General features: G+C 53.2%; 8 protein-coding genes. 7 read left to right on the top strand and 1 reads right to left on the bottom strand.

Going from position 1 to position 14,924, the window contains the following annotated elements:
- Positions 1-94: 94 nt before the first annotated feature.
- Complete coding sequence (locus tag M2400_RS21785) at positions 95-1,084, bottom strand: TauD/TfdA family dioxygenase (RefSeq protein WP_259198008.1); 990 nt, start codon at positions 1,082-1,084, stop codon at positions 95-97.
- Positions 1,085-1,225: 141 nt separating this feature from the next.
- Between M2400_RS21785 and M2400_RS21780 the strand changes: the two genes are divergently transcribed.
- From M2400_RS21780 to M2400_RS21750, 7 genes are all read left to right on the top strand, one after another.
- On the top strand, positions 1,226-2,458 hold the full coding sequence (locus tag M2400_RS21780) for a hypothetical protein (RefSeq protein ID WP_259198007.1): 1,233 nt from the start codon (positions 1,226-1,228) through the stop codon (positions 2,456-2,458).
- Position 2,459: 1 nt separating this feature from the next.
- Positions 2,460-5,789 (top strand): UvrD-helicase domain-containing protein, encoded by a 3,330-nt coding sequence (locus tag M2400_RS21775; RefSeq protein WP_259198005.1) that lies wholly within the window; start codon positions 2,460-2,462, stop codon positions 5,787-5,789.
- Positions 5,790-5,902: 113 nt separating this feature from the next.
- Positions 5,903-6,604 (top strand): hypothetical protein, encoded by a 702-nt coding sequence (locus M2400_RS21770; protein ID WP_259198003.1) that lies wholly within the window; start codon positions 5,903-5,905, stop codon positions 6,602-6,604.
- 404 nt (positions 6,605-7,008) lie between these two features.
- The gene (gene gmtY / locus M2400_RS21765) at positions 7,009-8,364 is read left to right on the top strand and encodes a gamma-mobile-trio recombinase GmtY (protein ID WP_259198001.1); all 1,356 of its coding nucleotides are present in this window, start codon (positions 7,009-7,011) and stop codon (positions 8,362-8,364) included.
- A gap of 442 nt (positions 8,365-8,806) precedes the next feature.
- A complete protein-coding gene (locus M2400_RS21760) occupies positions 8,807-12,634 on the top strand; it encodes a VPA1269 family protein (RefSeq protein WP_259197999.1) in 3,828 nt (1,275 codons plus the stop codon).
- 60 nt (positions 12,635-12,694) lie between these two features.
- Entirely contained in the window at positions 12,695-13,303 is a 609-nt protein-coding gene (gene gmtX / locus M2400_RS21755) for a gamma-mobile-trio protein GmtX (RefSeq protein ID WP_122554438.1), read from the top strand.
- 145 nt (positions 13,304-13,448) lie between these two features.
- Complete coding sequence (locus tag M2400_RS21750) at positions 13,449-14,828, top strand: DUF6035 family protein (RefSeq protein ID WP_259197995.1); 1,380 nt, start codon at positions 13,449-13,451, stop codon at positions 14,826-14,828.
- Positions 14,829-14,924: the final 96 nt, after the last annotated feature.

Below are 14,924 nucleotides of genomic sequence, written 5' to 3'. Positions count from 1 at the left end.
TCGCCTGTTTTCGCCTTGTCTGGCCTTCGCTCGAACACATTTCGTACAGCGCTAGGAAGTAGTGCGGGATGCCACATACAGCATCCCGCCCAAATCACGGGTAGAGCTTGAAGGTACTGTCGGGATAGCGCTGTTCAGCCCGCAACTCCAGGGTATCCAGGCCGTAGGTACGCAGCAGCCACCGTGAGTCGCCACCTGCCTCGCCACCCACTACGCCGCGCCCATGCAGTCCAACGCGATTGTTCACGAGCAGGATATCGCCAGGTGCGATGACCACCGACGCGGAGCATTCCTGACAGGCCTGCTCGAAACTCTTGATCGCTTGGCTCGCAAGCTCAGAGTCAAAATCGGTATCTGCCGCACTGTGGCTGTAGCGAATCCAGTGTCCATCCTGGGTTTCGAACAGCAGCTGGATGTCCACCATTACCTCCAGCAGAGGACTGTCCTTGCCCAAGAGCTTGCGCAGCCCAACCTTGAAAGTTTTTTGGGGGCGGAGGATGTACTGAGGCTTCGTGAGCTCTTCGATCTCCTCGTCCGTCAGCTTCTGCAGGACTGCAGAGAGTGGCATGACCGTGGTGGCAGTGCTGTTGGGATTACGAAGACCGCTCAGGCAAACGAAGTCAGGGGAGGGTGCTACGCGCTGGTCAAACTCATGCGGCTGTCCGCGAACCGGGAACGACACGCCGTCGGTGTGGCCGCGCATATTGCTCTTTGATTTGTCAGCGAAGTCACCGTCGCCCGGAAGCACCACCAAGTTCACGAACAGGTGGCCGTCATTCTCGGAGCCATATGAAATGGTGTCCGAATTGAGCGCGGCGAGGCAGACCACTGCACTGGCCCTGGCAGCGACGGTGCTGGCAACGTCAGGCACGGGGATGAACGCAGTTGGCGTATCTGGCAGATCGTGAATGTCAAAAACAGCGCGCAGATGAATCAACGGATTCGTCCAAGCACTGCGCTGGACGTCGTACAGATCGACGCCCACAGCGGTGAGAGCAGCGATGACCTGGGGTAGCAGGTAGGCGCCAAGATCCACTGGGTTGTCGAGCGCTGCGAGGCAGGATTCGAGCGAGTTATCGTGCATCCATTGGCTCACTGAACCTCGGATAGCCTTGGAAAAATGAGCGTCGATCAATTGTGTCCCTATCATCGCAAGTGATATAAAGATGATATACAGGCGCCTTTTAGCGCGCCACTGCTTCCGTCCAGATGCCCAGAGTCTACCATGAAACGTAATGTCAATTTGCCGTCTCCAGCCCTCAGCGCTCCGCTTAGGGCGTGGTCGGATTACCTGGGATGGGTGTCTGCGACGGCGGATTTTCAGGTGGTAGGGGGCGTTTGTCGGTGTACGGTTGCGATGCCGGAGGGACAGATCCTGGAGGTGCAGGCGGCGACCCCAGATCTTCTGGCCAAGCAGGTCATGGCCGACCTGACTGCCAACATGGTGGTTCCGCCGACCATGGATCGCTCAACAACATCATCGCTTCACGATGCACCGAAACAGCCGAAACAACCGAAACAGCGCCAGAAGCAACAGCAGCAGGGTGAGCCAGGGCAGGACGAACCCGGGCCCGTGATTCCCGAAGGTCTACAAACCCAAGCGTCGCCACAGGAGGTGTCTATGCGCAGTCATTACGAACCCGCTTTGCCTCGTGCATCGCAGGCGCCGCGATCTGCATCCGTGTCTAGCACCAAGGGCACATTGCAGACGGTAGGCGTGTATGTGCCGGTAGCGATGCATGAAGTGCTTAAGGCCGTTGCGGAGGAGCAGGGTAAGAAATTCTCTGTGCTCGTTCGAGAGATGGTCGAGCGTGGCCACGAGCGTTTTGAGGATGCGATCGAAGAGCATAGCGGGAGAAAGGTGCTCGACGGCTATGAGCAGAAGGTGGCGAGCTATGATGGCCAGTCCGAACAATGGATGGCCCGACTTGATCGCAAGCTCAGTCTGGAGCTCAAGTTGACCGCGAAAGAATACGGACGGTCTGCTTCTCAAATCGTCGGTGGGCTATTGGCTGAGGAGCTTTCTCATTGCCCACAAGCCCAGGCAGTCTCTACCACTGCCCAAGCAGTCGCTACTACCGCTGCCCGAGTAATCGCTGATCCAGCTGAAGTGGTACGTGCTCAAGCCGCGATTGCAGGCTTTGTAGGCCCTAAAGCCAATGAGCTGGCCAATCACCTGGGCCTTCCCGGCAAGCGAAGATTGGTCAACGAGGTGCTGGTTGGGATAGTTCGTGCACCGGGAGTCTTGATGAGAGATGTCGCCGAGTACTTCCAGGTTTCGCCAGAAGCGATGAATGAAGCGGTGAGTCTGAATTTCCGTCAGCTAGCGGCACCTTCCTTTAAGGCGCCCAACGGCCAACCAAGAGTGCTAACAGAGCCTGTTTCTTGGGAGGAGGCGGTGAAAGCGCTCCACTTACCTCATGACGAAGAGGCGCAACTGTTGGGCTTAGGGGACTGATATGAATCCTTTCGACCGTGCACGAATTCAGGCTATCAATGCACGGGCGAAACTCATCGCTGCGTGCGGTGAACAGTATCCGACCAGCCAGCAACTGATTGACGTTGCTGAAGCGACGTTAGGCATTGCGATCGAGTGGGTGTCACCCGATGACTATGCATTGGGCGGGGCAGATGCGCTCCTGCAGCGGTCGATGCGCACGATCCTGATTCGTGATGACGTTCGACAGGAGGCGAAGGCTTATCTGTTGGCTCACGAACTGGGCCATTGGTATCTCGACTCACCCCAACCTGCTCCAGGTACCTCTACCGTGTCTTTCATCGCAGACCCCGACGATGAAGCTGATACAACCACCGCTGCTAGCACCCCCAGCAGCACTAGTCCCGGAAGTGCGGTGGTGGAAGGGTATGGTGCATGGGAGCGCAACGAGCTCCAAGCAAACGTTTTTGCGCGAGAACTGTTGCTACCTAGGACGACGGCCAGGGCATTGTGGTCAGCTAGATGGCGTTCTCGATTGATAGCGTCGCATTTTCTGCTGCCGCTAGAAGTCGTAAGGCAGCAACTGGCTGATGCGCTGCTGCTCCCAGATGTCCCTCCAGTTCCTCCGGCGCCTGCACATCCCCCAAGCGATGCCCAGCGTCTTGCGGCTGAGGCTCCGGAGAAGTTCGTCAATGTGGTTGCGGGCCCAGGAACCGGTAAGACCACGACGTTGGTACACCGAGTGGCCCATTTGATCGCCATTGGGGTTCCCGCCAATAGAATTTTGGTGATGACCTTTACCAACCGTGCCGCCCAGGAGCTTGTCGAGCGACTGACCGCAGCCAATGTTCCGAATGCTTCACAGGTATGGGCTGGCACCTTCCATTCGTTTGGGCTTGAGCTCCTGCGAAAGCACCACCTTCTCTTCGGTCTGACACCTCAGATCAAGATTGCTGACGCGCTGCAGCAAGTCAGAATGATGGTCGAAGAATTGCCCACCCTGCAGCTCGAATATTTCTTCAGGTTGAGCAACCCGTATGACTGGTTGCCTGATGTGTTGAGGATCATCCATCGTCTCAAAGAAGAATTGGTCACCCCGGACGAATACGCTGCGATCGTTCGAGCATTGCCGGCGGTTCAGCCCGATGTCGAGCGAGAGCGGAACGACATAGTGACCCTCTACAGGGCCTACGAAGCCGTACTACGGCGGGAAGGGTGGGTGGACTATGCAGACCTTCTGGTTCGACCCACTGTACAGGCTCGTGATGATCGTGCGTCCCTGGCTGCCTTCCTAGAACAGTACGATCACGTCTTGGTAGATGAGTACCAGGACGTCAATCATGTGATGATCGAGTTCGTCAAAAAGATCGGATCGCCGCAACGTTACCTGTGGGTGGTCGGTGATATTCGTCAGGCTATTCATCACTGGCGTGGTGCGTCGATCCAAAGTTTGCTCAAGTTTGACGAGGCGTACGTTGCTAGAGGACAGGCCGCCTCTATCAGGCGGTACAGCTTGGACATCAACCGGCGCAGCTCTCCAGAGATTCTTCGTCTGGTTGAGCGGGCTGGAACCTACCATGTGTTGCAGCCATTCGTGCCTCTGGATCCTGTATCACCTTCTCGCTCCGTGAGCGGGGTCATGCCAGCTTTATTCCACACCCAAAGGGATGCTCAGAGCAGTGTCATCGTCGGCGAGATTACTCAGTGTCGAGCGGCGGGGCACTCGTACGGCAGTCAGGGCATCATCAGCTCAACGAATGCCCAAGTAGACAAGCTTGCTCAAGACATCGAGGCGGCTGGCATTCCTGTGTTGCACCTGGGTGAGTTGAATCAGAGGGCTGAAGTCAAAGAATTCATGTGCCTGATGCAACTGCTGACGCAGCGTTCGCCTGGAGCGCTCCTCGGCTTGTTCGGGCGTGCAAACTTGAGGATGCCGGCGGCAGACATCGAGGCGCTGACGAACCAGTCTAAGATCGGTTTCAACCACCAGCGTGGTCGTTGGCTGAGCCGTCCCACTGCAGGCCTCTCGGCGCAAGGGCAGCAGGTTGTCCAGGAATTGAGTGATTTGTTGGAAGGTGCAACGCGAAGCTCTCGCCCTTGGGTGTTTGTCTGTGACCTCCTGTTTGAAAAAGGCTTTGGGTTGGAGTCGCTGGCTGACCAGTCTGCTGCGGCGCAGATCAATCGCCTGGCGTTGTGGCAATTCCTCTACGGGGTTCGCAACAGCGATGGCGTAGGTAGCCAGGCGACGTTATCGAAGTTTTTGGTCAGAGAAGATTTTCGGCGCTACATCGGGCAACGCTCGGCGGAGCGCGCGCTTCCACCCGAGGCGGCTGCGATCGACGCTGTGAGGCTCATGACCGTCCATGGCAGCAAAGGGCTTGAGTTCGACGTCGTGCACATGGCCAACGTGGAAAAGAGCAAGTTTGGCGCAGAGGCACCGCCACGTTTTGATGAGCGCCAGGCGTTGCTGCTGCCCCCTGAAGCGTTGCACAGCACGCAAGCCCTGCGGCTCCAAGGTGAGGCAATCGAGCGGAACAATCTGTTGTACGTTGGCCTGTCCAGGGCGAAAGATCGGTTGAAGGTCTACGGCGGCACTGACGCAGCGACGATTCCCGACCCCTTGTGTGATCCTTCAGCCATCCCTGCCAGTGTCGCGCGAGCCTCTGTTCCAGTAGCGGCGCCTGTCTCGCGCGTATCCATGACACCACCCGTGGCGATGACCTACGCCGTCCTTGATGGATTCATGACCTGCTCCCTGCAATATCACTATGCCCACGAATTGGGCCTTCCGATCGAGCAGGAGTTGGATGTCTCAATTCGGGCTCGTCGAGCAGTGCTGGCAGGGCTTGAGTACGTCTACCGCGATGGAATGAAGACCGATGATGCCTTCCTGCAAGCGTGGGGCGAGAAGCCGTTGCCGACATTGGAGGAGGACAAAATGCTGATTGAGCATGCCTGGATCGCCTTCAATCGAGGTGCTGCATGGCAGCCGGGCAGCGCGTCTTACGTTCCCGAAACGACTGCCAGCGTGAATGGCCAGGCCATAACCATGCCCTGGATGCTTCGTGATGCGAGTGGTGATGTGATCTGGCTGCGCACGGGGGTAGGCCTGAGTACCGTAGCGCGAAATGTTCGACCCATCCTGGAGAACCTGGGAGGCAGACGCTGCAACCGAATGTCTATTCATTCGCTCGTCACGGGCCTTTCTGAAGACGCAGTTCCGTCTGCAAGAGCGAGCAGTACCAGTGTGTTTAAGGCGATCGCGGCATTGCGTGCTGGTGAGCGTAAAGCGAGCCGAGGCAAGCACTGCAATCGATGCGCCTATTCGACGATTTGTGCTCAGAGACACTGACCGTATCGATTGCGGGATTTGATCCATCCCCTTCATTGGCGTTGACCCAAGCGTTGCCTTGTTCAGGTTGGCCGGGGAAAGGGGCAAGATAGTAGATAAGGAAAGTACTAGCTATGACCTACATAAACTTGCCGCAAGATCAGCAGAGAGCGATCAGCGCTGTGGACATGCGGGCTCTTGACTCGGCAATTGACAGATGTGTGATGGAAGAGCGCATTTCTCCACTCTATGAGTTTGGCCTCAGGGAGTGCGGGGAGCATGTGGGTTCCGAACTAGGGGCGTTCGAGCGTGCTATGGCCGCACACAACAAAGCCAAGGCTTTTGCAAAACGCGAGCAAACCAAGGCCGATCTGTTACACGCCGGTCGAGACCTGGCCCATGCTGTAGCTGCAATGAAAGATCGCGTTGAAACAGAACAGGAAGAAGGGCAGCTGTTTCGAATTGATGACCAAATGAGATCGCCCTTTCATCTCAGTAATCGGTTAACCGTCAGCATTGATTATAGTTGGCGGTCTTCCCCAGCATCAGATTGGGCGAGGGGACAGATCACGTTTATCTACGCCTATTCACCGCTACCGGATTACTCACAGCCCCTTTCTAAACGTAAGCCCAGCAAAGCCAAGGCAGCACGTGATCACCAAGATGAACTGTACCGCCAATGGGAATACTTGAAGGGACAGGCATTGTGCGCTGTTAGGGATTTCTTCCGCCAGGGTGGAACTGGACACGACATCCCTGAAGCCCTTGATGCTAAACCAGATCCCTATAGTGGGACGCTGAATAACTTCAGTTGCCGCTTCTGGCAGCCAGCTTAGCCATAGCGCTCGATGCTGCATTAGCCTCGATTTGACAGGCCGACATGGCGTCGGGCGTGAGCGCAAAAACGTCACGCCCCTCCACATAATGTGATGCAGTTCACAGAAATCGCAGAAATCTCCAATTCTGAATTAGCGTTCGCTACGTGAATTCTGCGCACGAAAAGCCCCCTAGCCCTCTCGCATTTCAAATTTGACCACCATGATTTTGAATTTTCGCGCTAAAACGAACACCCTCACATCCCAATTTTAAATTTAGGCAGTATTAAGGGGCTTATTGTCTCTAATATGGCCGGCCAAATTTTGCATTCTTGGGTGGCGGCGCTCATGTATTTTTGCTATTTCTAAAAAATCGATGGTAGCGATGTGCTCGTGAAAGTTTTATATCCTGCGACGGAAAAAGCATGGCGTTTGTAAGGAAAATCAAAACACTATATAGGAATGACAGTACCGGCAAGGAGCGTCAGCTCCCTGCGTTGCTCACTCAAGATGGTATTTTAATATCTCATTTACGATTCTTGGCTGATCCGGATTACTATAGGAAAAGTGAAGAATGGCGAACGAGGAACATTTACGCGATTCGAATGCTGGTTAAGTACATTCAAGCTAATGAAGGCGTGTTCGAAAAAGCTACTGAATTGCTCAAGTCTTTTGCGGTCGCTGTCGAATACGGGACTATTGATATCGATACGCAGCGAGATCCTAGTGGGCTTTATTGGTTAACGCGTTCCGCAACTGATGCACGTACAATGATAGGCCATGTTACCGCCTACACAGACTGGCTCGCCGAACAGCCCGAGTTTGGTCAGCCCCGACTCAATCCATTTCGTACTGCTACCTCACTTGAGGAGCGTATGAACTGGTGTGCCTACTATCACAAGGAAGCTAATGTTTTCCTGGCTCACCTTCGCAATCCCGACGAGGCAGCCAGGAAATTGAAATTGGTGCGCACTGTGCGAGGGCCTGATATACCCATGTCACAGAAAATTACCAAGCGGTTTCCTGAGCGTGAGTTCCATAATCTGCTTACCAACGGTTGGACGAGGTCGTGTAGCGATCCCAACGCTACAGAGCATGCCTTTATTGACTACAAAGGTAGGGCGATGACGATACTGATGCACTACGGTGGCCTTAGGAAGAGTGAGATTTTTCACACGTATCTGCAAGATATCATTATCGACCGCAAGCTGAATGAGGCGGTGGTTCGGATCAGTCATCCGTCTTTGGGCAGAGCACCTGAAGAAGGCTATACGAATCGCCAAGATTATCTGAATCGACGGTATAGCATGCAGCCTAGGCATAAGTATCCAACGTCAAACGCGCTCCATGCTGGCTGGAAGTCGCCGATGCTTACTGAGGATTATGTAGAAGTACATTTCTGCCCTCCTGAAGCATCGAAGGACTTCTTGTATAACTTCATCATGTACTTGCAGCATCAGCGGGTAGACCCAGAACCTGACGATGATCACCCATATGCGTTCACTAACACTCATGGTCGTCCCGAAACGCTGAAGAACTTCAATCGGCAACACTGTGACGCGGTGAATAGAATCGGGCTTGTCCACAGGAAAAAACTGGGTACAACCGAGCACGGTCACCGCCATGCTTACGGATATCGCATGATCGAGAAGGGTGTTAAGCCGAATATCATCCAAAAAGCCATGCACCATAAAAATCCGAATTCATACAAAGTCTATACGCAGCCTGACGCCGACGATGTTCGCAAAGCCTTCGAAGAAGCCGAGCGCAATGGCGCATAAGCGCTGACTCCAGGCGCCGCTTGGCACATTCGAGCCGAGCAGAAACTGACCTTTCCGCGAGACACCCCAGTAATCCATCAGCTCTCAGCCCACCTTCCGGCGGTGCTGGGTGCAGCTGGATCGCCTCAGGGATGCATGTCAAAAATGTGATGGCCGTCACAAAACCATCAATTATCTTCAATTTAAAAACAGCCTCCAAAACCTCCATTCTCGGCCTTCAATTCAGAATTGAGCGCTGCTACATGAAAATCTGCGGACGAAATTCAGTGTTATTACCATCAGATTCAAATCTCGCCAGCTCAATTTTGAATTGAGTCGGAAGTTGATCAACTATTGATCAGTTTTTAATGGGATCTGGCCGGCCAACTTTTGCCTGTTTCAAGTGACATCTTCTCGGCGACTTAGTACTTTTTTAGGAAAACCACACCTTAGGTACTACTTCATGGCTAAAAGGGTTGCATCTCCCAGGGTTCTTGGCGAAAACGGGAAATCAGTAAAAGTACGATATAAACGGGGCGGCGCCATTGTTGCTGTTGATACTATTATGCCCGACGGTGAGATTGTTGGAGATGCCAACGTCGAGCAGGCATCAAGTAAGAGCTATCCCCAACGCCCTCGCAGAGTTTCACAGGTGTTCTATAGCTACGAAGAAGCAAGAGAGTTGATCATTGATAATAAAATTTTACTTAAGTCTGAATATAATCGGTTTCGCAAAGATCATCCCATGTTGCCTTGGGATCCAGATGTTCATTACGGTACCGAGTTTTTGAGTTGGAACCATTTTACGGGCAGACCTGAGTTCTATGCGACCTTAGAACAGGCTCAAGAGGCTGCACGCTCCTTGAGTGTAAAAAGTCGGGCGAGTTATATTAAGGCTACCAAGATCGATCCGCGATTACCCTACACCCCTGAAAACCACTATAAAGAGTTTCCAGGCTATGAAGTGTTTCTGGGTATTGGAGATGCACCCTACGAAACTTATCAAGAAGCATCGGATGCAGCAAAGCGCTTGGGAATTATCAGTCCTGACGCTTACCGTAGGAACCGAAAGAAGGATCCTAAGCTGATTGCTAGTCCTCTAAAGCGTTATCGCAATGAGTGGAGAGGTTGGCCGCACTTTCTTCAGATGGCAGATAAGTTGAATGGGGTTAAGTTAGCAGAGGAAAGTAATGTTTATGCAACTTGGGAAGAGTTCTCGGCGGCTGTTTCGTACTTGGGTATTAAAACCCAGAGTGAGTACATGGAGCGGCGTGTCGAAGACGCTCGCCTGCCAGTTTGGCCGGAGCGAGTTTATCTAGAGGACTGGCCGGGCTGGGGAAAGGCGATGGTTGGTCGTGCGCGCTTCGCGTGCAAGACCTGGCAAGAAGCAAAGGCTGTGGTGTTGCCGCATCGTTTTGATGGGTACTCAGCCTATAGGGTTGGCTATAAAGTGGACACTCGCCTTCCCGCCGATCCGATCAAGAAATATCCTGACTTTCCTGGCTGGCCTGCTTTTTTGCTGCCAGAGATTTATGAAACGCTGGCCGATCTCAAGCTCGCTATCAAACTCTTGGGAGTGAAGACCCAAGACGCTTATCTTGAGGCCAGAAGTAGATTTCCAGTGTTGCCTGAGAATCCGGAAGTGCTTTTCTCAGATGAGTGGGTGGATTGGTACGATGCCTGTGGATTCATTACGCCTTATTCATATCAGGAGCTTCAATCAATTGCGCAGAGCCATGATTGTAAAACGTTGAAAGACTATAGGAAGTTAGCGAGAAAGCTCGGTGATTCTAGAATGGTTAACAGGCCTGAGCTTCATTACAAAGAGTGGGTGAGTGTCTATGATTTTCTGAGCAGAGATCTACCTAACTTGCTCACGTTCGTCTCTAAGCAAAGCGCAGGTTGGATTGCTGACGTGGCCTATTGGCTTGAACGGTTGCCGGCTGTAGGTACCCGGGAGTATTCCGTATGTAAATTCATTCGTTATTACATTGAGCCTAATGGGTATGGCGCTACCGTACAGGATTTCCTCCAGCTAAAGCGTGTCGATACCGTACAATTTGAGAAATTTATCGCTTCTCAGGGAAAGCCTGCGAGTTGTAGGCGCACTTGGTACGAAATCCAAGAGTACCTAAATGATGCCTTGAAACGTCATTTCTTTGATGAAGATGAGAGTGGGAAAATCTATAGAACTGCAGATGCCGCAAATCCATTGGCAGCAATTAAGTACAATGGTGAGTTCCATAGGCCATCTGAGTCCACAAAGCCACCTCTAGCGTACCAGTTCGTCAAAGCAGCCAAAGATTGGATCGTGCAGCCGCATGCCAAAACACTCCGTGATCTTGTCAATATCCATGGTTTCGATTCAGATTACTTAGCTGTCGACGAGTCGATGATTGATTTTGATGATCCTAACTGCGTCTACCGCAAAAGCGGAGATCAGTATTATCTCTGGATTCCCATGTATTGGATTGCGGTGTACACCCTGTTGTCCGTTCCGGCCCGGGCGCGTCAAGTAATGTACAACGATTCGGGAGAAGCTGATGAATTTATCGTTGATATTAGTAATGGTGAGCCTCAATGGGTGCTAAATACCAGCCCGATGGCTGAAAAAGAGCTTCAGCAGGCCTTTGTTTCTCATGATGAAAAAGGGAATTGGGGGATGCATTTCACGTCCAACAAGACCAGCTACGATGGGGGAGGCTATGACGTACCTTGGATTCCTCAGCCGCTTGTGTACTGGTTAACGGTACTGCGTGAGTGGCAGAAGAAGTACAATCCTGTTCTTAAGCGGACACGTTGGGTAGATTGCGCCAGTCGTTGTAACTTCAGCAAAATCAAACTTAAGAAGAAACCGGATGCGTGTTTTCTATTTAGGGCGTTTGGTGAAGATAAGCCCCCAGTTTATGCGGGTGGTGTTGCCAGCCGATTGGCTGCAACGCTCTATAATATCCAGCCTGATGACCTTGTCCTGGCGTCATTCGATGACACCTATGAAAGGTCGGATCGCGTCGCTAAGTCGACTCTGACTCGGTACTCCTCGGAGTTTACGACTCACTCGATGCGAGTCAGTTTGATCACCGCCTATGTAATGAAGTTCGGCATGCCCGTAGAGATCATCATGAAGATCGTTGGCCATGCTTCGATCGTGATGACGATTTATTACGTGAAAGTCGGATCTGCGTCAGTCCGTCAGGCTATGACGGAAGGAGAGAAGCGGGCGTTGCAAGACGATGCAACCGATATGCAGATCATGGTGGAACAGAAGCGGTTGGATGAGCTCCAGCATCAGATGGTTGGCAGCACCAAGGAAGCACTTGAAGCTCTACTTGCCGGTAACAGCGGTACTCAGTTGGTAAGGGACTACGGCATGTGTCCTTATGCCGGCGCTCGTTGTGGCGATGGTGGTGAATCGACAGGCAAGCAGTGGTTGCCTGTCCAGGCCGGGCATCTGGGACTGCAAAATTGCCCACGGTGCCGGCACTTCGTTACTGGCCCTGTGTTCTTGGGTGGACTGGCTGCTTTGTGGAATGAAATTTCTCTAACTGTAAACCTCAACTGGCAAAGCTATGCCGACATTGATCAAAAGCTTTCTGACTATCGGTCGCGCCTTCAAGATCTCCGGAACGAGAAGTTCGACTGCGCTCAAGTAGGTAAGCCTTTCAATGATCGGGAGCTGAAGCGGATCAACGTCGCGATCCGCAAGCTTGAAGCAGACCAGGAAGGTGTCGTCACGAAAATGGACATGTACATCGGTGATTTGCAGGCACTGACTAAGCTGATCTCGGAATGCAAGGTCTTGCTTAATACCAATAGCCAGGCAGAGTCCCCCAAGACTGATGGTATGCAACTGCTGGTGAGCGACCGGCACGAACTTGAAATCGTGTATGAGGAGACGTCGCTTTTCCATCAGCTGAACGAGGTTTGCCAGAACGCCACGCTTTATCAATCAGCTTCAGCGGTGATGGCGACTCCTCGTAGGGCGCAGTTGCTGGATCGACTCGCCCTCAACAATGGCATTCGTCCAGTGATGCTCCAGCTCGATGAGCGTGAGCAGCTTCGTCTCGGCAACCAGGTCTCGTCATTCCTGTTCAGTAGGTTGAAAAGCAGAAAGAAGGTCGACGAGTTGATCAGCGGGCAGTTGCGTCTGGAGGACTTGCAAGGAGAGCACATCATCAGTGTGAAGGAGATCACCACCCTCATGTCCAGCGAGTCATTGCCCGGCCTCGATGGTATTCCCACTGGCTATGCTCGGCAGCCCCAATTGATTGAAGTAGAGCCCTGTCATTGACCCCTAGACAGGTCGGATCACCGACCGCTTACTGTTTTTCAAATCTGGAGGTTCAATAGAATGACGCCTGAAGAAATGCTGGCCTTGCTTTGCGCAAAATCGCCACGCCAAAAAAGCTCATTGGAGGTGGTTTATGCCATCTGCAAAGAGATTGTGGACGCCGGGGGGACGAATTTTACTTCGGAGCATATTGGCCGGGTGGGGGCTACCCGAGGAGGGCCCCGTGCACAGACGATTCGGAATAAAACTGGCGACAATTTCAAAGCTCTGATCAAGTGCTTCAAGGACGCCCCTGGTACTCGTAAGCGGGCAAAAAAATCATCGTCCTCCACTGACTGGGTTGACGGCATCAAGGATCCGAAGCTTCGAATTCTTGTTGACCGGACGCTCGCTGAACTGGCTGAAGCAAGGAGTGAGCTCAAGGAGCTGATACCTCCGGGTATTGAGTTTAGAGTCGACGATCGTCGTGGGCAGTCATCTGAGGTCGTTCCAAGCTTTAAGCTGAACGAGTTCGAGCGCGACGCCCTAACATTCTTATTGTCGGAGAGCTTCCTGCTGCAGTGGAGGTTTGAGCGGGGGAAGAGGGGGGATGTGCTGAACGCCAAGGGGGACACGGTGTTTCATCCAGGTACTCTCCCGGCATTGGAGAAGGCCCTGAAATACCTCTGACTGAAATGCAACGTGGCAACGACCCCTTCAGGCTAGGCGAGATAGAGACCTGGGGCAGGGGTAGGCAAACGCACGGTGTTGGGTGGAATCACCTACGGCTTTAGGTTAAAGGTTGGGGCTGCGAGTTCCAGCCAAAGGAAACTGTATGTTCACGTATGAGGTCGCTCAACCCACTGCCACCATGCTCCTGACGGAGATCCTCGATCAAGAAACGGGATTGGATGTCGAACTGCAGAGCTTCTTGACCCGCGATCTGGGTTTGGTCATGAAAGACAGGGGGGAGTTGGCGAGTCGTTATGCTCGTGATCCCGGCAATCCTTGGCTTGTGTGCGCGTTGTGCATGGCCCCGGTGATACTCGTGCGCACCATGGAACGGCGCTTCCATTTCCGTCATCACCCACGTGCGGAGGCAGAGCAAAAATGCTCAATTTCAACGCGTGGGCAATTGAGTGCCGAGCAGATCAACTGCATCAAGTACAACGCTGCGAAGGAGAGCGCAGCACACCTGAGGCTCAAAGGCATTATTCGAGACAGCCTTATAGTCGATGAGCAGTGCTCCGAGCCGTTGGTGGAGAAGGTGTGGAAGGGCGTGCGCCTCGCCGATCGCGCGCAATGGCGAAAGCCCGATGTCCAAGCTGAGCTCAATGGCCAACGCCTGGCATTTGAGGTGCAGCTTTCGACCACGTACCTGACAGAAATCGCGGGTCGACGTGAGTTCTACCGAGCGAACAACGGGGCTATGGTCTGGATATTCCATAGCTTCGACCCGAGTTCGACCCGCACCTCTGAAGAGGACATTTTCTTCCTGAATAACAACAACGTCTTCATCGTAAATGAAGCGACGCTTGCTCGATCTCGGGTGGCGAGGCGCATGGCCCTAGACTGCTGGTACGCCATACCCCATCTCAGGGGCAAGACGATCATTGACGAATGGGTAATGGAGGAGGTGTTTCTTGATCAACTGATCGTGAACGCCCAAGAGCAAAAGGTTTTTTTCAAGGACTACGACACGCTAAGGGCCGAGCTATTGAGTAGCGTGAGCAGCGACCGAGCCCGGCAGGCCTTTCTCGATTTCTGGATGCAGCATGCAGCAACGGACAGCAAAGAGTCGGATGAGGCGTGGCGAACTTTGCGGGAACAAATGAAAACGGCAAGTCCTGACCTTCCGCTGCCTTCGGACTACCGAATGGGGAAATTCCATGGGGCTGTGTCGATTATGTTGAGTGCCCGTTTTGGGCATCCAGTGGGCTACAACCTGCCTCGCCTCCTTAACGTGGCCAACACCGCCTTCGATCACTACAAGGGCTATTTACTCGCCTTCGGATGGACGCTGCGAGCGTTCGCGAACGAGCAACTGTTGGCTGACCAAGACGCCAAGCAGACCTGGCAGCGGAGGAAGAAGTTGATCCGCGAGGGCCTTGAGCGAATGGACGAAGCCTACCGGCAAGATCGGAGTTACAACCATGTGATTGCGTTTCTGATCCCTGAGATCAAGGAAAAGCTTGCCCATGGGCGGGAGTGGTGATGGCTACCCGCGTCGGCATTTGAAATTGTAGGAATTTACCACCTTGATCTTTCTTCGCTGCGGACTCAAAAACCAACCTATACGCATAGGCTCTCC

It is taken from the genome of Pseudomonas sp. BIGb0558 (assembly GCF_024807515.1).
Taxonomy (GTDB): domain Bacteria; phylum Pseudomonadota; class Gammaproteobacteria; order Pseudomonadales; family Pseudomonadaceae; genus Aquipseudomonas; species Aquipseudomonas yamanorum_A.
This window is presented reverse-complemented; position numbering and strand designations above follow the sequence as displayed.